Source organism: Stenotrophomonas sp. YJH_SMC_10 (assembly GCF_059371555.1).
The window spans coordinates 74,038-98,505 of the sequence record NZ_JCAFUS010000006.1; the positions used below are offsets into that span (position 1 = coordinate 74,038).

Here is a 24,468-nt window from a genome sequence, read left to right on the forward strand (position 1 = left end):
CGTGCGGTCGTTCCTATTCCCACGGTGACGCATGAATTTCCACGAATACCAGGCAAAACAACTGCTTGCCGAATACGGCATCCCGGTCCCGGCCGGCAAGGTCGCGGCGACCCCGGACGAGGCGGTTGAAGTCGCCCAGTCGCTGGGCCAGGGCCCCTGGATGGTCAAGGCGCAGATCCACGCTGGCGGCCGCGGCAAGGCTGGCGGCGTCAAGTTCTGCAAGACCGTCGACGACGTGAAGGCCGCAGCCGCCAAGATGCTCGGCACCAAGATGGCCACCTACCAGACCGCCGGCGTCGAGCTGCCGATCAACCTGGTGCTGGTGACCACCGCCGGTGAGATCGTCAAGGAGCTGTACCTGTCGGTCCTGGTGGATCGCGGCACCCGCACCATCAGCTACATCGCCTCTTCCGAAGGCGGCATGGAAATCGAGCAGGTCGCTGCCGAGACCCCGGACAAGATCCACACCCTGAACGTGGACTTCGTCGAGGGCGTGCAGGGTTACCACGGCCGTGACATCGGCTTCAAGATGGGCCTGACCGCCAAGCAGGCCGGCCAGTTCGCCAACATCATGGTGAACCTGTACCGCATCTTCAACGAAAAGGACCTGGCGCTGGTTGAGATCAACCCGCTGGCGATCCTGGACGATGGCAACCTGTACGCGCTGGACGGCAAGTTCAACAGCGACGACAACGCCAACTTCCGCCACAAGGAACTGGTCGCGATGCGCGACAAGTCCCAGGAAGATGAAACCGAAGTGACCGCTTCGGAGCTGGACATCAACTACGTCACCATGGACGGCAACATCGGCTGCATGGTGAACGGCGCCGGCCTGGCCATGGCCACCATGGACGTCATCAAGCTCAACGGCGGCGAGCCGGCGAACTTCCTGGACGTGGGCGGCGGTGCCAACAAGCAGCGCGTCATCGAAGCGTTCAAGCTGATCCTGTCCTCCGACAAGGTCGAAGGCATCTTCGTCAACATCTTCGGCGGCATCGTCCGCTGCGACATGATTGCCGAAGGCATCATCGCCGCCGTGAAGGAAGTGGGCGTCAAGGTTCCGGTCGTGGTGCGCCTGGAAGGCACCAACGTGGAAGAAGGCAAGCAGCTGCTGCGTGACAGCGGCATGGCCATCATCCCGGCTGACAACATCAACGACGGCGCCAAGAAGGTCGTTGAAGCGGTCAAGAACGCCGCCTGATCCACGACACCGAAGGAAATTCCCATGTCTGTTTTGATTAACAAGAACACCAAGGTGATCGTGCAGGGCTTCACCGGCCAGCAGGGCACCTTCCACGCCACTCAGATGATCGAGTACGGCACCCAGGTTGTTGGCGGCGTGACCCCGGGCAAGGGTGGCACCACCCACATCGACCTGCCGGTCTTCAACACCGTTGCCGACGCCGTGCAGAGCACCGGCGCCAACGCGTCGGTCATCTACGTGCCGCCGCCGTTCGCGGCCGACGCGATCCTGGAAGCCGCGGCTGCCGGCATCAAGGTCATCGTCTGCATCACCGAAGGCATCCCGGTGCTGGACATGCTGCGCGTCAAGAACGTGCTGACCCGCTCCTACCCGGACACCGTGCTGATCGGGCCGAACTGCCCGGGCGTCATCACTCCGGGCGAGTGCAAGATCGGCATCATGCCGGGCCACATCCACAAGCCGGGCAAGATCGGCATCGTGTCGCGCTCGGGCACCCTGACCTATGAAGCGGTCAAGCAGACCACCGAAGTCGGCCTGGGCCAGTCCACCTGCATCGGCATCGGCGGTGACCCGATCAACGGCCTGAACTTCGTCGACTGCCTGAAGCTGTTCAACGAAGATCCGCAGACCGAAGGCATCATCATGGTCGGCGAAATCGGTGGTGACGCCGAAGAGGCCGGCGCCGAGTACATCAAGAACCACGTGAAGAAGCCGGTCGTCGGTTTCATCGCCGGTGCGTCGGCTCCGGCCGGCAAGCGCATGGGCCACGCCGGTGCGATCGCCTCGGGCGGCAAGGGCACTGCGGAAGGCAAGTTCGCCGCGATGGAAGCCGCAGGCGTCGTCACCGTCCGTTCGCCGGGCGACCTGGGCGCTGCCATCGCCAAGCTGGTGAAATAAGATCGACTGCCTCCGGCAGACGACGCTGTAGCGCCGGCCGCTGGCCGGCTGCTTGAAACAGAAAGGCCGCCTCCGGGCGGCCTTTCTGCGTCTGGCGTGGGGTCAGATCCCTTTTGCTGTGCAAAAGGGATCTGACCCCGGCGTTACAATGGCGGCATTGCAACCACAGGCTGGAATCCCATGGCTTCGATCCGTATCGCGATGGCGCAGTTCGACTTCCCGGTTGGCGATGTCGCCGGCAACACCGAGCGCATCATCGAGATGATCGGCCAGGCGCGCGACGAGTACGGCGCCGAGCTGGTGATGTTCCCCGAGCTGGCGGTGAGCGGTTATCCGCCGGAAGACCTGCTGCTGCGCCCGGGCTTCCTGTACGAGTGCGAGCAGGCAATGACCCGCATCGCCGCCGCCTGCCGTGGCATCACCGCCGTGGTTGGCTGGCCACAGGCGGCTGGCGCGGTGGTCTACAACGCCGCCAGCGTGCTGCGTGATGGCCTGGTGGAGCAGACCTATCGCAAGCGCGAACTGCCCAACTACGCCGTGTTCGACGAACGCCGCTACTTCGACGTCGATCCGGATGGCGGCAGCTGCGTGTTCGAGGTCAATGGCATTGCGGTCGGGCTGCTGATCTGCGAGGACCTGTGGTTTGCCGAACCGCTGGCCGACACCGTGCGCGCCGGTGCGCAGCTGGTGGTGGTGCCCAATGCTTCGCCGTACGAGCGTGGCAAGCACGCCCAGCGTGATGCTGTGCTGGCCGCACGAACCCGCGAGAGCGGGGCGGCGATCGCCTATCTCAACGTGGTCGGTGGCCAGGACGCGCTGGTGTTCGATGGCGCCTCGGTGGTGGCCGACGGTGATGGCACGGTGCACCCGGCCGCCGCCGCTTTCGTCGACCAGTGGCTGGTGGTGGAGTACGACGGCGACAGCCGCCGCTTCATGCCGCACGTGTGGATGGACGACGGCGACGAAAGCATGGACGCGCTGGCCTGGCGCGCGGTGACGCGCGGCATCCAGGATTACTGCCGCAAGAACGGCTTCAAGAAGGTGTGGCTGGGCCTGTCCGGTGGCATCGACTCGGCCCTGGTGCTGGCATTGGCCGTGGATGCGATGGGCGCGGAGAACGTGACCGCCGTGCGCCTGCCGTCGCGCTACACCGCCGGCCTGTCCAACGATCTGGCCGCCGAGCAGTGCCGGGCGCTGGGGGTGAAGCTTGAGGCCGTGTCGATCGAGCCGGCGTTCAAGGGCCTGATGGAATCGCTGGCGCCAATGTTCGAAGGCACCGCGCCGGACGTGACCGAAGAGAACCTGCAGTCGCGCAGCCGCGGCGTGATCCTGATGGCGCTGGCCAACAAGTTCGGCGGCCTGCTGCTGACCACCGGCAACAAGAGTGAGTACGCGGTCGGCTACGCCACCATCTACGGCGACATGTGCGGTGGCTATGCGCCGCTGAAGGACCTGTACAAGACCGAAGTGTTCGGCCTGTCCAAGTGGCGCAATACCGTGGGCGGCGCACCGGTGATTCCACCGGCGGTGATCAGCCGCCCGCCATCGGCCGAGCTGCGCGAGAACCAGCTGGACCAGGACTCGCTGCCGGCCTACGACGTGCTGGATGGCATCCTGTATCGCTACATCGACCAGGAGCAGTCGCGCACGGAGATCGTGGGCGCCGGCTACGACGCGGCCGTGGTCGATCGCGTGCTGCGCCTGGTGCGCATCAGCGAGTGGAAGCGGCACCAGGCCGCGCCGGGGCCGAAGGTCTCGCGCCGGGCGTTCGGCCGCGAGCGTCGCTACCCGATCAGCAACGGCTACAAGGGCTGAGGTAGCCGTCGGCAGGTAGTGCCGGCCGCTGGCCGGCAGCCCGTATCCCGCGCATCCACGCATGGCGCGGATCTACCGTGTTCGGTAGTGCCGGCCGCTGGCCGGCAGCCCGTATCGCGCGCACCCACGCATGGCGTGGATCTACCGTGCTCGGTAGTGCCGGCCGCTGGCCGGCAGCCCGTATCCCGCTCATCCACGCATGGCGTGAATCTACCGCGGTCGGTAGTGCCGGCCGCTGGCCGGCAACGTCCTGGATCGCGTATCCGGCATGGCGTGAATCTACCGGGCTTCGTCGAGCATCTGTTCGAGGCCTGCGATCTCCGCAGCGTCGTTGAAGGCGTCGTCCTCCAGTCGCGCACGCACGAACGCCAGGCCATCGGCCGCCGCTGCGTCCAGTGTGCCGCGGTGGTCGACCGGATAGCGCCGGAACGCGACCGGCTCGCCGCGCAGGGCCAGGCCTGCGGCATACAGCAGGGTCGTCAGATAGGGGACATCGCGGTCCTCGCTGCCATGGGCCAGCATCAGCGGCTGGCTGAAGCCGCGGCGCGGCACGCCCAGGTAGTCATGCAGCACCGTCCAGATGCCCGGCACGCCGGTCAGCGGTGCAGTGAACATGCTGCCGGTATCCATGCCGTCGAGCGTGCTGGCCAGATCCCCCAGGCACTGCTCGCGTGCCAGTGCAATGCGGGCGCGCCCGGCGTCGCTCAGTACCCGGTCGACCTGCGGCGCGACCTGCAGCAGGCCGTCGAGCAGGTACGCGTGATACGCGTTGAGCGCGCCGGGATTGGCAGTGCGGTTGTCGGGTTTCATCACCAGCGCGGTCAGTTCGACGGCGGTCGGCGTTCCGGCGGTGAAACTGCCGCGGTACTGCAGTGAGGGCCCGCCATGGGAAGCCGCCAGGTGCCCGGCGACCAGCGCGGCTGCGCCCCCCTGCGAATAGCCTACCGAGACCCAGCGCGGCGACAACGCTGCTGCGCCCAGGTACTGCCGGCTCGCCTTGACCATGTCGATGGTGTTGCGCGCCGCGGTACGCACGTGCAGGTAGGCATGGCGGCCTGGGCTGCCCAGGCCCTGGTAGTCGGCGGCGGCGACGGCATAGCCCCGGGCCAGGAACACGTCCAGGAAGCGCCCGTCGCGTTCGGCATGGGTGGGGCCGGAGACCGAGGGCGCACAACGGTCCGCAATGCCCTGGGTGCCATGCGCCCACGACACCACCGGCCAACCGCCGATGGGCGGCGTGCCGGCGGGCAGGTACAGCAGGCCGGTGCCTTCGGCCAGCGCGCCGTGGTGATCCGGGGTGCGGTAGTGCAGCTTGTACGCCTGGGCGGCCCTGGACGGCACCCAGGGCGCGCGATAGGGCGCGGCAGACAGCAGATCGCCCGGTGCGCCCCGCGCGAAGGCCGCGGGCGCCAGGGTCAGCGCCAGCAGGGCGCTGGCGAGAAGACAGGACAGGAAACGGAAACTACAGGGCCGTGTCGGCATGGGGCGCTCCGTGATGGCCGGTGTGGCCGCAGCGCCGCAGTGTGGACACCCACGCCCGGGCAGGATGCGACCGCCGTCGCAACCGCCGGGGATTCGTAGCATTCCGAGTGTCGTGGTCCACGCATGGCGTGGATCGACCGACAAAGAAAAGGCCCCTTCCGGGGCCCTCTCTTACTTCTTTTCCAGTCGCGCGTTGCGCTGGCCGGTGCTGGCGGACTTCTCGCCGGCGAACGGGTTCAGCTTGCGGATCATCCACGGGTACTTCGGCCACTTGCCTTCCAGCCACGGGTGGTCCGGCTGGTTCAGCTGCAGGACGCGGCGGGCGTCGTCGGCCAGGGTCTTGTTGCCCAGGTGGGTGTAGGAATCGGCCAGCACGGCCACGGCGTCGTACTGGAAGGCGCTCTGCGGGTAGGTTTCCAGCAGGTAGTTGGCGCGGCCCACGGCCGAGACCCAGGCGCCGCGGCGCATGTAGTACAGGGCGTTGTCCAGTTCGTGCTGGGCGAACACGTCACGCAGCTCCAGCATGCGCTGGCGCGCATCCGCCGCGTAGCGGCTGTTCGGGTAGCGGTCGACCACGATGTTGAAGTCCGAGTACGCCTGGTGCGGCGTGGACAGGTCGCGGCGGCTGGCATCCAGTGACCATACGCGGCGCAGGAAAACCGTACTGCGGTTGGAGTTGGCCAGGCCGCGCAGGTAGTACAGGTACGCAATGTTGCGGTGGGTCGGGTAGGTCCGGATGAAGCGGTCGATGCTGGACACGGCGTCATCGTGCTTGCCGGCCTTGTACTGGGCGTAGGCGGTTTCGATCATCGCCTGCTCGGTGTACGGGCCGTAGGGATACTGGGCCACCAGGCGACGGAAGCTGGCTTCGGCGCCGCTCCAGTTGCCGCCCTGCATCAGCTTGTGGCTTTTCTCGTACAGCTGTTCGACCGGCACGCCTTCGTCGGGGCGATCACCCTTCTTGGCGCCGCGGTGGCAGCCGGTTGCGGCGATGACCAGCACCAGCAGCAGGGCGGTGAGGCGGACGGGCGCGGAGAGCATGGCGGAGCGTCGGATCATGGGGTCGAGGCGGGACGCGGCTGGAATACGAAGGGTCGATGATAGCCTAGTGTCCTGTCCAGCGACTGAAACCGGCCGCCGGGACCCCAAAATTTCAAAGAATGCCCCTGCCATGTCTGAACAACCCTCTGAATCGGCCCGCCAGGCCATCGTCCCCGACACCGCCGCCGGCCGCCGTTTCGACGCGGTCGTGGCCGAACTGTTCCCCGAATACTCGCGTTCGCGGCTGACCGAGTGGATCAAGGCCGGTGAGGTCCTGCTGGACGGTGCCCAGGTGCGCCCGCGCGATCCGCTGCGCGGCGGCGAGGTCGTGACCCTCAATGTGGTGCTGGAAACCCAGACCGACGCGCTGCCGGAGGACATCCCGCTGGACGTGCTGTTCGAGGACGAGCACGTGCTGGTGATCAACAAGCCGGTCGGCCTGGTGGTCCATCCGGGTGCCGGCAACCACAGCGGCACCCTGGTCAACGCGCTGCTGTTCCGCGATCCGTCGGTGGCGGTGCTGCCGCGCGCCGGCATCGTGCACCGCCTGGACAAGGACACCAGCGGCGTGATGGTGGTGGCCAAGACCCTGGAAGCGCAGACCGCGCTGGTCGAGCAGCTGGCGGCACGTGACGTGCACCGCCAGTACCTGGCCATCGTGATGGGCGCGCTGGTGGCCGGTGGTACTGCCGATGCCCCGATCGACCGCCACCCGCGTGACCGCCTGAAGATGGCAGTGCGCGAGGACGGCAAGGAAGCGGTGACCCACTACCGCCTGCGCGAGCGCTTCCGGGCGCACACCGCGCTGGAGTGCCGCCTGGAAACCGGCCGTACCCACCAGATCCGCGTGCACATGGCACACGTGCGCCATCCGATCATCGGCGACCCGCTGTACGGCGGCGCGCTGAAGCTGCCCAAGGGCGCCAGCGACGAACTGGTCGCCGCGCTGCGCGGCTTCAAGCGCCAGGCACTGCACGCCGAGACCCTGGAGTTCACGCACCCGATCACCGGTGAGCCGGTGCGCAATACCGCGCCGGTGCCAGAGGACATGCTGCACCTGATGAAGGTGCTGCGCGAAGACAGCGAAGCCTTCGCCGCCCGCGAGCGGGACCGCTGGTGATGGCGGCCGCGCTGCCGTTGCTGCAGGCCGACTGGCCGGCGCCCGCAGGCGTCCATGCGCTGACCACGCGCCGGCACGGCGCGGGCATCTCGCCGGCGCCGTTCGCGCAGTTCAACCTGGGCAACCGGCACGCGGCCGATGGGGATACCCCGGCCAACGTGGAGCACAACCGCCAGCTGCTGCAACAGGGGCTGGCACTGCCGTCGGCACCGCACTGGCTGCGCCAGGTGCACAGCAGCACCGTGCTGCGCTTCGATGCACCGCCGGTGCCCGGCGCGAGCGAGCCGGTGGCCGACGCGGCGGTAACCTCGGTGCCGGGCGTGGTGCTGGCGATCCTGACCGCCGACTGCCTGCCGGTGGTGTTCGCCGCCGCCGATGGCAGCGAGGTGGGCGCGGCCCATGCCGGCTGGCGTGGGCTGGCCGACGGCATGCTGGAGGCCACGGTGGCCGCCCTGCAGACGCCGCCGGCGCAGCTGCGGGCCTGGCTGGGCCCGGCCGCCGGGCCGGCCGACTATGAGATCGGCGAGGAGGTCTATCACGCCTTCGTCGGCCATGATCCGGCCGCCGAGGCGGCGTTCGTGGCCACCCGCGCAGGCCACTGGAAGGTGGACCTGTTCGCGCTGGCGCGGCAGCGCCTGCAGTCTGCGGGGATGGACCCGGCACAGGTGTATGGCGGCACGGTGTCGACCATGGCCGATCCGGACCTGTATTCGCACCGGCGCGACCGTCGTACCGGGCGCATGGCGACCCTGGCCTGGATCGCGCCCTGACTCCGCCGCTGTTCGCGCGCGTGCTGGGGCCGGCCTTCGCCACCCTGGCAGGGCCGGTGCAGGCGCTGCATGCCGCGCCGTTGCCCTGCCGCTATGTGGGACAGGCGCGCATCGTGAGGGGGCGGCACTGGCTGGTGCCGCTGCTGGCTGCGTTGGCGCGGTTGCCACGGGACGGTGACGCGCTGCCCACCGAGGTGGCCTTCAACCACTACCGGCAGGGCGAGCAGTGGGCGCGACGGTTCGGCCGCTGGCCGATGGTGTCGCGGCTGTGGGCGCATGAGGGGCATCTGCGCGAGCAGCTGGGCGCGGTGCGTTTCGAGTTCGCGCTGCAGGCCCGCGAAGGTGGCATCGACTGGTCGGTGCGGCGGGTCTGGACGTTCGGGCTGCTGCCGCTGCCAGCACGGTGGTTTGCGGGCGTGCAGTGTCGGGAGGCCGGGGAGGGCGAGCGTTACACTTTCCGGGTTGATGTGACGTTGCCTTGGGTGGGAGCCCTGATCCGCTATGAAGGCTGGCTCGAACCGCAGTGAGGCCGCCACCGGGGCGGGCAATCCGGTGATCGTGTTTGATGGCGTATGCGCTCTGTGCAATCGCTGGGTGCGCTTCCTGCTGCGTTTCGACCGCAAGCAACGTTATCGCTTTGCAGCGATGCAGGGCGAGCGGGGCAGTGCGCTGCTGCGCGCGCACGGGCTGGACCCGCAGGACCCGGCGTCGTTCCTGCTGCTGGACGCGCAGGGCGCGTGGACCGATACCGATGCGATCCTGCGTGTACTGGCCGGGCTGGGCAGTGCATGGCGCCTGAGCGGCGTAATGCGGATGGTGCCGCGTCGCTGGCGCGATGCAGCCTATCGCGCGCTCGCACGGAACCGCTATCGCTGGTTCGGCCGGCATGACGCCTGCCACCTGCCTGCACCGGAGCAGGCCGCGCGATTCCTGGATTGAAGAAAAAGGGGACGGAGGGGATTAAGTCGTTTGTGCACAAACGACTTAATCCCCTCCGTCCCCTTTTTTCCTTCAGCCTTCCAGCGCGTCCAGGTAGCTGCGGCGCCAGTGGTTGATGTCGTAGGTGCGCAGGTGTTCCATCATGGCGTGCCAGCGCTCCTTGCGCTTGCGCAGCGACATCGTCGCCGCGGTGGCGATGGCGTCGGCAACGCCATCCAGGTCGTGCGGGTTCACCAGCAGTGCCTGCTTGAGTTCGTCGGCGGCGCCGGCCAGCAGCGACAGCACCAGCACGCCGGGATCCTCCGGGTCCTGCGAGGCCACGTATTCCTTGGCCACCAGGTTCATGCCATCGCGCAGCGGCGTAACCAGGCCGACCGCCGCCGCCCGGTAGAAGCCGGTGAGGGTGGCATGGGTGAAGTTCTGGTTGACGTAGCGCAGCGGTGTCCAGTCAGGTTCGGCGTGGCCACCGTTGATGTGCCCGGCGATCTGTTCCAGCTGGCTGCGCAGCTGCCGGTACTCGGTGACATCGCCGCGTGAGACCGGGGCGATCTGCAGGTAGGTCAGCGAGCCGCGCTGGTCGGGATGGCGCTCAAGATACCGTTCGAAGCCGAGGAAGCGCTCGGGCAGGCCCTTGGAATAATCCAGGCGGTCGACGCCGATCGCCAGCTGGCGGTCACGCAGGCTGTTGCGCAGGTTCTTCACCGCGGTCTTGGTCGCCGCAGTGCCGGCCTGGCGCGCGATCAGCTCGGTGTCGATGCCGATCGGGAACGCCGCTGCGCGGAAACGGCGCCCGCCCGGCGCTTCCAGCGTGCCGTTGTCGAGCACGCGACCACCGCCGAACAGGCGCAGGTAGGTCTGGAAGCGATCGGCATCGCGCTGGGTCTGGAATCCCACCAGGTCATACGCGTAGAGCGCGGAGAACAACCGCAGGTGATCGGGCATCGCCTGCAGCAGGTCGGCCGAGGGCATCGGGATATGCAGGAAGAAGCCGATGCGGCAGCCGATGCCGCGCTCGCGCAGCAGTGCACCGAGCGGGATCAGGTGGTAGTCGTGGATCCAGACGATGTCGTCCTCGCGCAGCAAGGGCGCGAGCTTGTCGGCGAACAGCGCATTGACCTTGTGGTAGGTCTCGCGGGTGGCACGGTCGTAGTCGACCAGATCCAGGCGGAAGTGCAGCAGCGGCCACAGCGTGCGGTTGGCAAAGCCGTTGTAGTAGCCGTCCACCTCGCGCTTGCTCAGGTCCATGGTGACGTAGTCAATGTCACCGTCCTTCTGCCGGTGCAGCGTACCGCTGCCGTCCTTTACCGTCTTGCCGCTCCAGCCGAACCACAGGCCGCCGCGTTCCTTCAGGGCGGCCAGCAGGCCGACAGCCAGGCCGCCGGCGCGGTTCTCGCCGGGTACGGCCACACGATTTGAAACCACGACCAGACGACTCACGATGCCTCCTGCCAGGACCGCGACAGGCGCATCGCGGCAGTGATCAGGCCGACGTGCGAATAGGTCTGCGGGAAATTGCCCCAGGCCTCGCCGCTGTCGAAGGCCAGATCCTCCGACAGCAGGCCCAGGTGGTTGCGCTGCTTCAGCAGCAGCTCGAACATCTCGCGCGCCTCGTCCATGCGCCCGATCGCCGCCAGCGCATCGATGTACCAGAACGTGCAGATGGTGAAGCTGGTCTCCGGTTCGCCGAAGTCATCCGGCGCGACATAGCGGTACAGCGAATTGCCATGCTTGAGGTCGCGGCCGATCGCATCGACGGTGGCGATGAAGCGGGCGTCCATCGCGTCGATGAAGCCGATGTCGGCCAGCAGCAGGAGCGAGGCGTCCAGGCGATGGCCGCCGAAGGTATCGGTGAAGTGGCCCAGTTCCTCATTCCAGGATTCGGCCATGATGCGCGCATGGATGGTGTCGGCGCGCTCGCGCCAATAGTGCGCACGGTCATCGCGCTTGAGGCGCACGGCGATCTTGCACAGGCGGTCGCAGGCGGCCCAGCACATCGCGCTGGTGTAGGTGTGCACCTCGGTGCGGCCACGGAACTCCCACAAGCCTGCATCGGGCACGTCATGCAGGGCGAAGGCCTGTTCGCCCAGCGGTTCGAGGCGGGCGAAGGTGTGTGCGTCGCCGGGATCCTGCAGGCGGCGGTCGAAGAACAGCTGCGTGGAGGCCAGCACCACGCTGCCGTAGACATCGTGCTGGCGCTGCACCCAGGCCAGGTTGCCACGGCGCACCGGGCCCATGCCGCGGTAGCCGGACAGGCTGGGAACCTCATCTTCGTCCAGCTTGGCTTCGAAGCCGATGCCATACAGCGGCTGCAGCGTGCCGTCGGTGGTGGCCAGGTTGAAGATGTAGCCGAGGAACTGTTCCATCGTGCGCGTCGCGCCGAGACGGTTCAACGCCCGCACCACGAAGGCCGCGTCGCGCAGCCAGCAGTAGCGGTAGTCCCAGTTGCGCACGCTGCCCGGCGCTTCCGGAATGGAGGTGGTCATCGCCGCGATGATCGCGCCGCTGTCTTCGTACTGGCACAGCTTCAGGGTGATCGCGCTGCGGATCACCGCGTCCTGCCATTCCAGCGGGATGGACAGGTAGCGCACCCATTCGCGCCAGTAGTCGCGGGTGCGCTGGAAGGCTTCCTGCACATAACCGCTGATCGAGCGGTTGAGCGACTCATCCACGCCCAGGATCAGGTGGATGGGATGGTTGAGCACGAACGGCAGGCCATCGCGCACGAAGCGCACCGGCACATCGGTGGTCAGCCGCAGCACGTGCTCGGGCAGGATCCAGCGCACATGGTTGCTGCCCCAGGTCGACTCCGGCACGCGTGCGCCCCAGTCAGCCAGCGGGCGCGCACGCACGGTGATGCGTGGGCTGCCGGCCAGCGGGCGTACCTGGCGGATCAGGCTGACCGGCCGGTAGAAGCGGTCGTTCTGACGCCAGCGTGGGGCGAAGTCGAGGATTTCCAGCTCGCCGCCGTGCGCGTCGCGCAGGACGGTACGCAGGATCGCCGTGTTGGTGAGGTACTCCTGCTCGCTGCCGGCGAAGTCCTCCAGTTCGATGGCGAAGTCGCCGCCGGTCTGCTGGTTGGGGCCGAGCAGGGCGCAGAAGGTGGGGTCGCCGTCGAAGGTGGGCAGGCAGCTCCAGACGACGCGGGCATGTTTGTCGACCAGGGCGCCGAAGCTGCCGTTGCCGACCACGCCCAGATCAAGATCGGGTTGGGTCATCACGCGGTACATCTCGGTTGCGGCCGTGGGGGGTGGCCGGGTCAATAGGCATTCTCACGCAGCCAGGCGTGCACGCTGCGTATGTCGGGCAGCGCAAACACCGCCGCGCTGGGTTCACGTTCACCCACCAGCACGCTCCAGCCGTGCTGGACGTTGGCGGCTTCGAAGCCGAATTCATCGGTGAGGTCATCGCCGAGGAAGACCGGAAGACGGCCGCGGAAGGGCAGGTACTGCATCATCCGGCGCACGGCGCGCCCCTTGTCGCTGCCTACCGGAACGAATTCGACCACGTGGTCGCCCGGCTGCAGGCGGTAACCGGGCCGGCCGCGCACGTGGCGGTTGGCAAAGGTGCGCACGTCGCTGGCCGCGTGCGGCGCGCCGCGCCAGTGCAGGGCCAGGCCGACGCCCTTGTCCTCCACCAGCACGCCGGGATGGCCGTGGGCGAAGCGCATCGCCTGCTGGTGCAGTGCGTGCAGCCATTCGGCGGTGTCGTCATCGTGTTCGTCGCGCAGCACGCGACCATCGTGGCCGCGCAACTCATGCCCATGCAGGCCGGCGGCAGGCAGCTGGAGGGGAGCGAACAGCTGGTCCAGCTGTTCAAGCGGTCGGCCACTGACCAGTGCCACGGCGCCTTCCAGGCGGTCACTGATGCGGCCGATGGCTTCACGCACATCCGGCAGGAGCTGCACGGCATCCGGTCGTGCAGCGAATTCGATGAGGGTGCCATCGACATCGAGAAACAACGCACAGGCGTCGTCCAGCAATGGCGGTGGCGGACGCAGGGGGAGCGATTCAGCCATGACGCCCAGCCTGCCAGCGCGGGCGTGTACGTGGGGTCGAGGACAGGCTACTGATCGGGGTAGTGCCGGGCGCTGGCCGGCACCCTGAGGTTGCCGGCCAGCGGCCGGCACTACCTACCAGACTGGCGAATCAGAACGTATAGCGGACCCGGCCGTAGTAATACGCACCGTTGCTGCCGATCGGCGACAGCACGTCGTACGGCAGGTTGCCGAAGTAGTAGATGTCGTTGTTGGATCGATCCGGGTAGTTGTCGGTCAGGTTCTGGCCGCCGATGGCCACGCTCCAGCGCGGGGTGATGCGGTACTCCACTTCGGCATCCAGCTGCCACTCGGCCTGGTAGGTCTGGCGCGGGATGTAGCCATCGCCGAAATTGAACACGCGGGTGGCGCTGCCGTAGCGGTTCACGCGGGTGCTCAGCGACCAGTGGTCGTTGCTCCAGGCGGCCGAGAAGCTGCCACGCGTGCGCGGGGTGGCATCGGTCAGGGTGTTGGTTTCCTCGATGCCGAACAGTACGTAGTCCGGGTTCATGGCGCGCAGCTGCGCCGGCGTGGCCAGCACATTCTTCAGCGTGGTCTTGGTGTAGGCGTAGGTGCCGGTCAGCAGCAGCTGGCCATCGCCCAGCGACTGCCGCCAGTTGCTTACCAGCTCGGCGCCACGGGTGCGGGTATCGGCGGCATTGACGAAGAAGCTGGCGCTCTGCAGTCCGCTGACGCCGTAGTTGGCGGCCACGTAATCGGTCAATGCGTCACCGGTGATGCTCTCCGACAGCGCGATGCGGTCATCGATGTCGATCTGGAAGAAGTCCAGTGACAGGTCGAAGTGCTCGCCGATGCGGCTGGTGAAGCCCAGCGAGGTGTTGATCGACTTCTCCGGCTTCAGGTTCTGCGCACCCAGGCCACGCGCGATCGGATTGTTGACCGACAGCAGGCGGCCCTGCACCAGCTGGCCGCCGGCGTTGTAACCGGTGGAGGTGGATTCGTAGCCGATCTGTGCCAGCGAGGGTGCGCGGAAGTTGTTGGAGATGGCACCGCGCAACGCGAACGCCGGGGTGAATTCGTAGCGCAGGCCGAGCTTGCCGGTCAGTTCGCCGCCAAAGTCGTCGTTGTGCTCGTAGCGGGCGGCCAGATCGCTGGAGAAGTGGTCGCCGAACTGGCTGGACAGGCTGGCATAGGCGCTGGCCACGTCGCGCGACAGGGTGGCGGCGTCCTGTGGGGTCAGGCCGCCACCGGCCTGCGAACCGGTCGGGCGGTCGGTGTACGGGCCGGCCGCATAGCTGGCCGGGTCGCCGGGGCGGGTCTGGTAGCGCTCATGGCGCGCTTCCACGCCCAGGCCCAGCGTGTGGCTGATGCTGTCGCTCTGGGTGAACACGCGGCTCAGATCGAGATTGCCCACCGTCTGTGCGTACTGGTAATCGGCAGTCTTGAAGCGGGTCGGGCTGGTCGGGCCCAGCGAGGCGTTGAGCGAATCGCGCAGGCGGTAGGTGAAGTCGTTCTGGCCGTAATCCAGGCTGCCGTCGTAGCTCCATTCGCCCCACTGCCCGCGCACGCCGGCCACGGCCTGCACGTCGCGGTTCTCGCCTTCGGAAATGGGCCGGTAACCGTTCGGATAGACCTGCTTCCAGTTGGCCTCGCCATCGGGATAGCGGAAGTAGTTGGCGCCTTCGGTGTCACGCTGGTTGAAGGTACCGAACGCGTAGAACGTCGAGGTCTGTCCCACCGGGATCTCGGTGTTCAGCCACAGGTTGATGTCCTTGCTCTGGCCATCGCCCAGCACGTAGTTGCGCTTGCCCTGCAGCGCCAGGTTGTCCGACGTCTGGTCCCACGGCGGAATCTGGTCGAAGCCGGCGCGGTTGGTGCCGTTGCGGTGCTTGTATTCCAGGCCGACGCGCAGGAAGCCGCCGTCCTCGCCCAGCGAGGTGCCGACCTTGGCGCTGATGTTGCCGGTCTGGCCGTCGGTGAGGGTGCGGCCGATCGGCTTGAGGTCGGTGTGGTTGGCACCGTAGCTGGCCTCGATCTCGCCACCGTCGCCGCCGTTGTCGAGGATCACATTGATCACGCCGGCCACGGCGTCCGATCCGTACAGCGCACCGGCACCATCGCGCAGCACTTCAATGCGCTTGATCGCGCTGACCGGGATCGAATTGAAATCGACCGGGGTGGTGCCCTTGCCGATCTTGCTGTCAGTGTTGACCAGTGCGGTGTGGTGGCGGCGCTTGCCGTTGACCAGCACCAGCACCTGGTCCGGCGACAGACCACGCAACTGCGCCGCGCGCACGTGGTCGGCGCCACCGGAGTTGGACTGGCGCGGGAAGTTGAACGACGGCAGCAGCGCCTGCAGCGCGCTGCCCAGTTCGCCGTTGACCACGCCGGCCTTGCGGATGTCCTCGGCGGTGAGCACATCCACCGGTGAGGTGGATTCGAGCACGGTGCGGTCGGCGGCACGGGTGCCGGTGACGATCACGGTGTCCAGGTTGGTGGCGTCCTGGGCCAGGGCCGGGATGGCAGCGGAGGAAAGCGCGAGGGCGATGGCGAGGCCGAGCGGCGACGCGGGCAGGCGGGCGGACATGGGGGGCTCCAGCAACAACGACGACGGGGAAGGGGGAGATGGTTTCACTTACATCCATCCGGATGAAGCGATATATTATCTTCGCGTGATGGCCGGTGCCGATGCAAGTCCCTGCCGGTCCGGCATGAGCTGATGCCCGGTTGGCATCAGCACACCGGGCCGGTGGCGCTGTACGCTGCCGGCTCGCCCTGTCCCCCTTCCCCGGAGCTGTACCGATGAAACACCTTGGCCTCGTCTTCGCCGTGCTGCTGGCCACCAGTGGCTGCGCCAGCCTGTCTTCGCAGGCGCCCAGCGCCTATGCCACGGCCACCACCGCCGAACTGAAGGGCGATGCTGCCCGCCCTTCCGCCGGCCATGGCTGGGTGCGCAGCGAGCTGTACTTCGGGGTGGGCGAGGAGCAGGGGGCCGGCAACCGCCCGCAGGCCGACACCATCAGCGACGCGCAGTGGCGCGCCTTCCTGGACAAGGAAGTAACGCCGCGCTTCCCGGACGGCCTGACCGTGTTTGATGCCTACGGCCAGTGGCTGTTCCGCGGCGATGCCGCGCCCAACCGCCTGCGCACCAAGGTGCTGGTGGTGCTGCACGAGGACACCCCGCAGCGCCGCGCCGACATCGAGGCGATCCGCCTGGCGTGGAAGCAGCAGACCAGGCATCAGTCGGTGCTGTGGTCGCGGCAGGCGGTCGAGGTATCGTTCTGAGTTGAAGGTGCCGCCGCGGTGCCGCAGGGAGCAATGATGGACTACATGGAATGCCTGCTGGGCCTGGCATTGGCAGGCGTACTGGCACCGACGGCGCAGGCGGGTGGGGACGACGGAGAAACGCTGCGCTTCCAGGTGGCCGCGCATGTGCAGGCGCATGCCGATCCGCAGCAGGACGGCAGCATCGCGCTGCAGCTGTCACCCTCGGGCAAGCGCCAGACGCTGGCCGGCGCGGCCGATGCCGACGGCAATTCGCGATGGTCGCTCGAAGATGTCGATTTCGATGGTTACCCGGAACTGGTCGCACGCGCTCCGGTAGGCATGGTCAACGAAGCGGTGGCGGTGTACCGGTTCGATCCGGCCGTTGAGGCATTCCGCGTGCTGCAGGCCGAGACCCACGGCAAGGACAGCTGCGGTGAGCTGATGGGGCTGACGGTCGACCGTCCGAGCCGCACGCTGACCAGCAGCTGCCGCAGCGGCCCGATGTGGTACACCGACCAGTATCGCTTTGCAGGCGCGACACTCCATCTGTACCGCGCCGAGCGCGTGCTGATGCTGGGCGATACGTTGAACGCCGCGCTGCAGTGGGAACAACGCGAAGAGAACGGGCCGTTGGCGGTCTGGCGCACCTATGATGCCGCCGGCCGCGTGCTGGAAAGTGCCATCGCCGATGGCCTGGGTGCTCCGCCGGATGGACCGTTGCGTGGTCGGCAGGCCGCGGTGGCACCCGCGCGCCTGTTCCTGTTCGACCAACCCGGCGCATCCAGCACCAGGCGTTACCTGGTCCAGGGCGACCGCGTGGAACTGCTGGATGAACGGGACGGCTGGGTGAAGCTGCGCTACCGCAACCCCAGGCAGGGTGAGGTGGTGGGCTGGATCAACGTCAACGATTGATTGAACTGAACTGACAGGCCCCTGGATAGCCGGGCCACTGCTGCCTGGTGTGTTTCTTGCTTGCAGGACTGGTCCCCTCGACGCTGGAAGCAATTTCGGATTTCTTGCATGGAGCTGCCGGGTGCTCCGGCACATGATCGTGGTGGTGGCTGAAAAGCCAGTTTCTGCACGGGCATTCCAATGACAATGGGGATCGGCTTCGAGCCGCGACTGCTTGAGAGAGACGGCCCGCACATGGTTGCGGCGCTGATGTCGCTGATTCTTCTCCAGCTTGGGCTCCTTCTGCCGGGGAGGGCCTGGTCGATGCCAGTCGTGGAACAAGCGCAGCTTATGTTCGAAGTAGCGCCAGCAACACCGGTAACTGTCGTCCATCAACCTGACGGGGGCATCCAGGTCCAACTCCCCTCAGGCGCGACACAGCAGCTGCCGCCAGCTCCATCGGGGTCGCTGGAAGCTGAAACGACGCTGATGGCGTTGGATGTGGACTTTGATGGTCAGCTTGATCTGGTAGTGCAGATACCCGTTGGAATGGTCAATTTTTCAACACTTGTCTACAAGTTCGATCGGTTTCTTGGCAGGTTCATAACACTGCCAGTCCTGCGGAAAGCAAGGCGAAGTTGTGGGGAGTTCGGCCGGATCGAATTGGATTCTGAGAATCAGGTGCTCCGCAGTAGCTGCCGAAGTGCCGTCTGGCGTGTTGATGTCTACCGCCCATTCAACGGCGTTCTGTACCTTTATCGTTCTGAACGCATGCTTACGTTGCCCAGGTTGGACGGAGAAGTGCTGAACCTGGAGGCGACGCGGTTTGATGGCCCATTGGCCGTTTGGACCAGCTACTCGGCGACCGCGGAGATCGAAGAGCGAGCCATCAATGACGGGTTGGCAGTGCCCGAAAACGATAGCCCGCTGGTTGCGGTGACAGCCACCGTGGTGCCCGCGCGCCTGTTCCTGTTCGACCAACCCGGCGCATCCAGCACCAGGCGTTACCTGGTCCAGGGCGACCGCGTGGAACTGCTGGATGAACGGGACGGCTGGGTGAAGCTGCGCTACCGTAACCCCAGGCAGGGTGAGGTGGTGGGCTGGATCAACGTCAACGATTGACTCGATCTCCGCCGGTAGTTTGCCTATCGAGGTGATGTGCGCCTTGCCCACGGAGGCATCACTTCTTCGGGTCTAGCCTCGGATGTTCTCCCCTCGAGGATTTCTCCGATGAGCAAGCGCGTTGCCGAGATCGTTGTCGATACCCTGCAGCAGGCGGGCGTCCGCCGCTGTTATGGCATCGTCGGCGATACCTTGAATCACGTCACCGATGCCCTGCACCGCAGTGAAATCGACTGGGTACATGTACGCCACGAAGAAGTGGCCGCCTTCGCTGCCGGCGCCGATTCGCTGGTGAGTGGCGAGTTGACCGCCTGTGCGGGTTCCTGTGGTCCCGGTGGCCTGCACTTCATCAACGGCGTCTTCGAGAGCAATCGCAACCGTGCACCGATGGTGCTGATCGCCAGCCAGGTGGTGACCAGTGAGCTGGGCATGGAATTTCCGCAGGAAGTGGATTTCAAGGCGGTCTATGGCAGCTGTACGGTGTTCTGCGAACAGGTGCACAGCCCGGAGCAGGCGCGTCGCGTCGTGGCCCTGGCCTGCCAGGCGGCGATCAGCCGCCGGGGTGTGGCGGTAGTGATCCTGCCGGCCGACATCAGCCAGGCTGAGGTGAAGCACGATGTGCCGTTCTCGGTGCACTACACCCAGCCGGTGCTGCGTCCGGCGGATGCCGAACTGCAGCGCATCGCCGAACTGCTGGGGCAGGGCAAGCGCATTGGCATCTACGCCGGTGCCGGTTGCCAGGGCGCACACGCGCAGCTGCTGGAACTGGCCCGGCGCCTGCAGGCGCCGGTTGCGCATACTTCGCGCGCCAAGGATTTCGTCGAGCCGGACAATCCGTACAACATGGGCATGACCGGCATCTTCGGCATCGAATCCGGCTTCCATACGCTGATGGCGTGCGACACGCTGCTGCTGCTCGGCGCCGACTTCGCCTGGGGCCAGTTCTATCCGGACAAGGCCACGATCATCCAGGTCGACCGTGATGGCAGCCACCTCGGCCGCCGCCATCCGGTGAACCTCGGCGTGGTCGGTGACATCGCACCGACCCTGGACGCGCTGCTGCCGATGCTGCCGCCGCGCGAGGACAGCAGCTTCCTGGACGAATGCATCGAGCGTCGCGACAAGGCACTGAAGACACGCGAGCAGGAAGAACAACCGGGCGAGGGTGAACTGATCCACCCGCAGCACCTGACCGCCTTGCTGTCCAGGCACGCCAGCGATGATGCGCTGTTCACTGCTGACGGCGGCTCGCCGATGGTGTGGGTGCTGCGCCACATCCGCGTCAACGGCCGTCGCCGCACGCTGACCAGCCTGCTGCACGGCACGATGGCCAACGCGATGCCGCAGGCGCTGGGCCTGCAGAAGGCCTTCCCCGGCCGGCAGGTGATCTCGTTGTCCGGTGATGGTGGCCTGGCGATGCTGCTCGGTGACCTGCTCACGGCAGTGCAGGAGAACCTGCCGATCAAGGTGGTGGTGTTCAACAACGGCTCGCTGAACTTCGTCGAGCTGGAGCAGAAGGTGGAAGGCCTGCTGGACAACTACACCGACCTGAAGAACCCGGACTTCGGCCGCCTGGCCGAGGTGATCGGCTTCAACGGCCGCACGGTGACCCGCAGCGAGGATCTGGAAGAGGCGGTATTGGATTTCCTGTCCCAGCGCGGCCCGGCGCTGCTGGACGTGCATACCAGCCGCGCCGAACTGGTGATGCCGCCGCAGATCGAGGCCAAGCAGGTGGCCGGTACGGCGTTGTATGCCGCCAAGGCGGTGTTGAATGGCCGCTTCGACGACGTGAAGCATCTGCTGGTGGACAACTTCCTGAAGAAGTAGGGCGAGGATGCAGGGCTGCGCCCTGCACCCGCGGTAGTGCCGGCCGTTGGCCGGCCACCTCGGAAGCAACGGCGGCCATCCTTGGGCAGGTGTCGACCTTGGTCGACACGGTAGATCCACGCCATGCGTGGATAGCGTGGAAATGATCGAATTGTTCTTGTACTGCCGGGCCATGCTCGGCTCAGAGGCTTCGCGTACAGCAGCCGAGCATGGGCCCGGCACTACAGCGAGAGCCTGGCTCGGCTTTGGATCTTTTGATGTTCTTCCGTGGCTGCCGCGCGCAGGAAACTGTCAGGGGCCGGTCGGGATGGGCTGCGCAGGACCGTTGGCGCCATGGATGGCACCATCGAGCCCCCAAGGACGGGTTTACGGCGCGTCCTGCGCTGCCCACCCCGACCGGCCCAACGCGCAATGCCAGTCGACTGACAGTCGACTCTACCCGCGACCAGCCAAGAGGGGCCCCGCCGTCCGCTGGAACCCATCATTCCACCGCGGAATTGGCGCCCGGGCCCTGCTGGGCCTACCATCGGCGCTCCCCACCCCCTCCGCCCCTTCCATGTCCGCTCCCGCTTCCGCCGCACCGCGTCGCTGGTTCGTCGCCGGCGACTTCAATGGCTTCTTCGGCCTGGTCGTCGACAACCTCTCCATCCTCGGCTTCATCGCCATGGCCCTGGTCGGGATCTTCCAGTTCCCTGCCGACGTGGTGTTCGGCCGCATGTTCCCCGGCACGGCCTTCGGCGTGCTGGTCGGCAACCTGCTGTACACGCTGATGGCGCGTCGGCTGGCTGCGCGTACCGGCCGCGACGATGTCACCGCCATGCCGCTCGGCCTGGATGCCCCCACCAGCATCGGCATGGCCCTGCTGGTGCTTGGCCCGGCCTTCATCGCCTTCAAGCAGCAGGGCATGGATCCGCATGCCGCAGGCATCGCCACCTGGCAGCTGGGCATGGCCGCGCTGGTCATCATGGGCGTGCTCAAGTTCGTGCTGTCGTTCTTCGGCGAAGCAGTCACCCGCGCGCTGCCGCGTGCGGCGCTGCTGGGCTCCATTGCCGGCATTGCGCTGGTGCTGATGGGCCTGCTGCCGCTGCTGGAAACGCTGCGCTCGCCGCTGGTCGGCTTCACCACGCTGGGCCTGCTGCTGTATGTGCTGATCGCCAAGGGCAAGTTGCCGGTGCGTGGTCCGGGCGTGCTGCTGGCCTTCGTGTTCGGCACCGTGCTGTATTACGGCCTCGGCCTGGCCGGGCTGGGCGCGCCCGGCTTCCATGTACCGGAGTGGGTGCCGCCGCAGGTGGTGCTGCCGCTGCCGACGCTGGGCTTCCTCGACGGCCTGCCCACCGCGATGACCTACCTGCCGCTGCTGCTGCCGTTCGGCCTGCTGATGGTGGTCGGTGGCATCAACGTCTCTGAAAGCGCGCGTGCGGCCGGTGATGACTATCGCACCCGCGACATTCTGCTGGTGGAAGCGGTGGCCACGCTGGTGGCCGGGATCTGCGGCGGCGTCGCGCAGACCACGCCGTACATCGGCCAGCCGGCGTACAAGCACATGGGCGCGCGCAGCGGCTACACGCTGCTGACCGGCCTGTTCGTCGGTATCGGCGGCATGCTTGGCATCATCTCCGGGCTGGTGCAATGGCTGCCGCTGGCGGTGTTGGCGCCGATCATCGTGTACGTGGCCATCGACATCACCACCCAGGCCTTCCAGGCGACGCCGCGTCACCACGCCGGCGCGATGGTGTTCGGTTTCCTGCCGTCGGTGGCTTACCTGCTGGCGATCAAGGCGCCCGGCTGGATCGCACCGGACCAGCTGCCGCAGCTGCTGACCAAGCTCGACGGCCACGGCCTGCCGGAGCTGGCGGTGATCTTCACCCTGGGCAATGGCTTCATCATCACCTCGATGCTGTGGATCTCGGCCGTGGCGGCGATGGTCGATGGCCGCCTGCGCCGTGCCTGTGGCGTCCTGCTGGTGGCCGCCGGGCTGACCCTGTTCGGCCTGATCCATTCGGTGGATCCGCGCGGTGGCATCTACCTGCCATGGGACCTGGACGGCCTGGCGCGCATCATCAGCTGGCAGTTTGCCGGTGCCTATGTGGCGTTGGCACTGCTGCTGGGGTTGTTGTCGCTGCAGAAACAGCCGGTGCAGCCGCTGGGTGGGAACAGCTGACCCCGCGGTGGTGCCGGCCGCTGACCGGCACCGTCGTGGGCTTCGGGCGGAGGGTGCAGCTGCCGGCCAGCGGCCGGCACTACCCGTGGGCTTCGGGAGGAGGGTGCAGCTGCCGGCCAGCGGCCGGCACTACCCGTGGGCCTCGGGCGGAGGGTGCAGCTGCCGGCCAGCGGCCGGCACTACCGGGGGTTTCGGGCGGAGGGTGCAGCTGCCGGCCAGCGGCCGGCACTACCGTTCGGCGTCCAGTTCGGGGTAATGGCGGAAGATGCCGTTGGTGTTGAACGGCAACCGCCGCTCCGATGCCAGATAGGCGGCGATGTTCGGTCGCTTCGCCACCCGCTCCTGCAACGCCCGCAGCAGGGGCACGGTAGGGCCGAGCGCCTGCATGCGCCGCGGGAACATGTAGTCCAGCCCGCTCAGCAGCTGGAACAGCGACAGATCGACATACGAATGCTCGCGCAGGGCATGGCGGCCACCGTTGGCGGCCAGCACCTGTTCGAAGTAGCCGAGGAACTTCGGCAGGCGCTCGCTGCGCAGTGACGCGGCACGTGCCTTGGCTTCGGTCTTCTGCTCTTCGTAGTACTTCGACGCGGCAATCGGATGGTGGGTGTCATGCACCTCGGCCACCAGATCCGCGATGGTCAGCTGCAGTTGCAGCGCCTGCATCCGCCGCGATGCGGCCTGCGGCACCAGGTCCAGCGTCGGGCCAAGGAAATCCAGGATCGCGGCGACCTGCGCGATGACCTGGCGACCGGCCTTCAGGAACGGCGGCGCGAAGGGCTGTGCGCCTTCGCTGCGGCCCTCCAGGAACGACTGCATCACTGCATCGCCGTGCACCCGCGCCATGTCGATGTAGTCGGCGCCGGCGTCTTCCAGCGCCAGCCGCACGAACTCGCCACGGCCCTGGATGCCGGTCCAGTAATACAGCGCGTACTGCATGGTGGTGCCTCCACAGTGCAAGGCGTACAGCCTCGCGCGAAGCATGCAAAGCAGGCGTGAGCGCGACACGGGTGCAGGCGAACCCCAACGGCAGCGGAACAGGCGGGGAACCCGTTGCAACCGTGGGGGTCACACCCTTTCCATGCGTGTGATACGAGGTGCTGCATCATGCAGAGCGGAAAGGCGGTCTGGCCCTGGGTGTTGGGTGTGGTGGTGATCGGTGGTGCGGGCGGCTGGTTGTTCCGCGATCAGTTGAAGCACATGGCAGACGGTGTTGCGGTACCCGTGCAATCAACCCCCGCCAGTACCGGCGCGCCGCCACAACCGCAGGCGGCCGCGCAGCCCGCGCCGGCACCACCGCCGATCAGGCATCCGCTGGATACCGAGGCCGCGGCTGACCCGGCGCTGCCGACGCTGGCCGACAGCGATGCGGCGGCCTGGGGCGCATTGAGCCAGCTGTTCCAGGGCGAGGGGCCACTGACCCTGCTGCTGCGCGACCACCTGATCCAGCGCCTGGTTACCCAGCTCGACAACCTGGACAAGCCCAGCGTGCCGCCGACCGCGCTGGCCGCGCGACCGCTGCCGGGCAGCCTGCAGGTTGAACCCGCCGAGGGCGGCGAACGCATCGCCGCCAGCAACGCGGCGCGCTACGCGCCCTACGTGCAGGCCTTCACCGCGCTCGACCCGGCGGCAACGGCCACCGCCTACAAGCGCTTCTATCCGCTGATCCAGCAGGCCTACGTCGACCTGGGCCGGCCCGAGGGCTACTTCAACGACCGTCTGGTAGCAGTCATCGACCACCTGCTGGAGACCCCGGAACTGGCGCAGCCCCCGGCGGTGCAGCGCGATGCGCGCGGCCGCTACCGCTTTGTCGATCCCACCCTGCAGTCGCGCTCGGTCGGCCAGAAGGCGCTGCTGCGCATGGACGCAGCCCAGGTGCATGCGGTCAAGCAGCAGCTGCGGGCGATCCGCACCGCGATCACCCGCTGAGCCGGTCCG

General features: G+C 67.2%; 20 protein-coding genes. 13 read left to right on the forward strand and 7 right to left on the reverse strand.

All coding sequences use genetic code 11. From position 1 onward, the window contains the following. Positions 1 to 31 precede the first annotated feature (31 nt). The 3 genes from sucC (at position 32) to AC5P9C_RS10105 (ending at position 3,916) form a co-directional block, all read left to right on the forward strand. Positions 32 to 1,201 (forward strand): ADP-forming succinate--CoA ligase subunit beta, encoded by a 1,170-nt coding sequence (gene sucC / locus AC5P9C_RS10095; RefSeq protein ID WP_005418614.1) that lies wholly within the window; start codon positions 32 to 34, stop codon positions 1,199 to 1,201. A 24-nt stretch (positions 1,202 to 1,225) separates the two neighbouring features. Beyond that, the gene (gene sucD / locus AC5P9C_RS10100) at positions 1,226 to 2,101 is read left to right on the forward strand and encodes a succinate--CoA ligase subunit alpha (protein WP_005418610.1); all 876 of its coding nucleotides are present in this window, start codon (positions 1,226 to 1,228) and stop codon (positions 2,099 to 2,101) included. Positions 2,102 to 2,281: 180 nt separating this feature from the next. Next, positions 2,282 to 3,916 carry an NAD+ synthase gene (locus AC5P9C_RS10105; RefSeq protein WP_049471428.1) on the forward strand — a complete coding sequence of 545 codons (1,635 nt, stop codon included), beginning with the start codon at positions 2,282 to 2,284 and terminating at the stop codon, positions 3,914 to 3,916. Positions 3,917 to 4,195: 279 nt separating this feature from the next. Here AC5P9C_RS10105 and AC5P9C_RS10110 read toward each other — a convergent pair whose 3' ends face one another. Together AC5P9C_RS10110 and AC5P9C_RS10115 are read right to left on the reverse strand one after the other, a co-directional pair. Continuing rightward, a complete protein-coding gene (locus AC5P9C_RS10110) occupies positions 4,196 to 5,398 on the reverse strand; it encodes a lipase family protein (RefSeq protein WP_343542069.1) in 1,203 nt (400 codons plus the stop codon). A gap of 171 nt (positions 5,399 to 5,569) precedes the next feature. Then, positions 5,570 to 6,457 (reverse strand): outer membrane protein assembly factor BamD, encoded by an 888-nt coding sequence (locus tag AC5P9C_RS10115; protein ID WP_032960726.1) that lies wholly within the window; start codon positions 6,455 to 6,457, stop codon positions 5,570 to 5,572. A 112-nt stretch (positions 6,458 to 6,569) separates the two neighbouring features. On the opposite strand from AC5P9C_RS10115, the gene rluD reads away from it, so the two are divergent. The 4 genes from rluD to AC5P9C_RS10135 are packed head-to-tail and all read left to right on the forward strand — an operon-like array spanning position 6,570 to position 9,268. Further along, entirely contained in the window at positions 6,570 to 7,559 is a 990-nt protein-coding gene (gene rluD, locus AC5P9C_RS10120) for a 23S rRNA pseudouridine(1911/1915/1917) synthase RluD (RefSeq protein WP_053461185.1), read from the forward strand. Then, entirely contained in the window at positions 7,559 to 8,329 is a 771-nt protein-coding gene (pgeF, locus tag AC5P9C_RS10125; RefSeq protein ID WP_049437910.1) for a peptidoglycan editing factor PgeF, read from the forward strand. The genes rluD and pgeF overlap by 1 nt, the downstream gene beginning before the upstream one ends. A 20-nt stretch (positions 8,330 to 8,349) precedes the next feature. Further along, the gene (locus AC5P9C_RS10130) at positions 8,350 to 8,856 is read left to right on the forward strand and encodes a DUF4166 domain-containing protein (protein WP_343542071.1); all 507 of its coding nucleotides are present in this window, start codon (positions 8,350 to 8,352) and stop codon (positions 8,854 to 8,856) included. Further along, complete coding sequence (locus tag AC5P9C_RS10135) at positions 8,831 to 9,268, forward strand: thiol-disulfide oxidoreductase DCC family protein (protein WP_414615282.1); 438 nt, start codon at positions 8,831 to 8,833, stop codon at positions 9,266 to 9,268. Before AC5P9C_RS10130 ends, AC5P9C_RS10135 begins: the two co-directional genes overlap by 26 nt. 72 nt (positions 9,269 to 9,340) lie before the next feature. Here AC5P9C_RS10135 and otsA read toward each other — a convergent pair whose 3' ends face one another. The 4 genes from otsA to AC5P9C_RS10155 form a co-directional block, all read right to left on the reverse strand. Next, positions 9,341 to 10,705, reverse strand: coding sequence for an alpha,alpha-trehalose-phosphate synthase (UDP-forming) (otsA, locus tag AC5P9C_RS10140; RefSeq protein WP_049467583.1), 1,365 nt, complete (start codon positions 10,703 to 10,705; stop codon positions 9,341 to 9,343). Next, entirely contained in the window at positions 10,702 to 12,483 is a 1,782-nt protein-coding gene (locus AC5P9C_RS10145; protein ID WP_049467587.1) for a glycoside hydrolase family 15 protein, read from the reverse strand. Before AC5P9C_RS10145 ends, otsA begins: the two co-directional genes overlap by 4 nt. A gap of 41 nt (positions 12,484 to 12,524) precedes the next feature. Next, positions 12,525 to 13,283, reverse strand: coding sequence for a trehalose-phosphatase (gene otsB, locus AC5P9C_RS10150; protein ID WP_057494711.1), 759 nt, complete (start codon positions 13,281 to 13,283; stop codon positions 12,525 to 12,527). A 130-nt stretch (positions 13,284 to 13,413) separates the two neighbouring features. Then, complete coding sequence (locus AC5P9C_RS10155; protein ID WP_414615287.1) at positions 13,414 to 15,849, reverse strand: TonB-dependent receptor plug domain-containing protein; 2,436 nt, start codon at positions 15,847 to 15,849, stop codon at positions 13,414 to 13,416. Positions 15,850 to 16,064: 215 nt separating this feature from the next. Between AC5P9C_RS10155 and AC5P9C_RS10160 the strand changes: the two genes are divergently transcribed. The 5 genes from AC5P9C_RS10160 (at position 16,065) to AC5P9C_RS10180 (ending at position 22,530) form a co-directional block, all read left to right on the forward strand. Next, entirely contained in the window at positions 16,065 to 16,547 is a 483-nt protein-coding gene (locus tag AC5P9C_RS10160; RefSeq protein WP_053461179.1) for a DUF3574 domain-containing protein, read from the forward strand. 36 nt (positions 16,548 to 16,583) lie between these two features. After that, positions 16,584 to 17,441 carry an XAC2610-related protein gene (locus AC5P9C_RS10165; RefSeq protein WP_343543184.1) on the forward strand — a complete coding sequence of 286 codons (858 nt, stop codon included), beginning with the start codon at positions 16,584 to 16,586 and terminating at the stop codon, positions 17,439 to 17,441. A gap of 249 nt (positions 17,442 to 17,690) precedes the next feature. After that, entirely contained in the window at positions 17,691 to 18,542 is an 852-nt protein-coding gene (locus tag AC5P9C_RS10170; protein WP_326422867.1) for an SH3 domain-containing protein, read from the forward strand. 108 nt (positions 18,543 to 18,650) lie between these two features. Then, positions 18,651 to 20,369: a thiamine pyrophosphate-dependent enzyme gene (locus AC5P9C_RS10175; RefSeq protein WP_164687682.1), complete on the forward strand. Its 1,719-nt coding sequence runs from the start codon at positions 18,651 to 18,653 to the stop codon at positions 20,367 to 20,369. Between the two features lie 556 nt (positions 20,370 to 20,925). After that, positions 20,926 to 22,530 carry a SulP family inorganic anion transporter gene (locus AC5P9C_RS10180; protein WP_312581752.1) on the forward strand — a complete coding sequence of 535 codons (1,605 nt, stop codon included), beginning with the start codon at positions 20,926 to 20,928 and terminating at the stop codon, positions 22,528 to 22,530. A 228-nt stretch (positions 22,531 to 22,758) separates the two neighbouring features. On the opposite strand, the gene AC5P9C_RS10185 is transcribed toward AC5P9C_RS10180, so the two are convergent. Beyond that, the gene (locus tag AC5P9C_RS10185; protein ID WP_312558254.1) at positions 22,759 to 23,469 is read right to left on the reverse strand and encodes a glutathione S-transferase; all 711 of its coding nucleotides are present in this window, start codon (positions 23,467 to 23,469) and stop codon (positions 22,759 to 22,761) included. Positions 23,470 to 23,637: 168 nt separating this feature from the next. Here AC5P9C_RS10185 and AC5P9C_RS10190 point away from each other — a divergent pair, with 168 nt between their 5' ends. After that, complete coding sequence (locus AC5P9C_RS10190; RefSeq protein WP_164081960.1) at positions 23,638 to 24,459, forward strand: DUF3014 domain-containing protein; 822 nt, start codon at positions 23,638 to 23,640, stop codon at positions 24,457 to 24,459. Positions 24,460 to 24,468 lie beyond the last annotated feature (9 nt).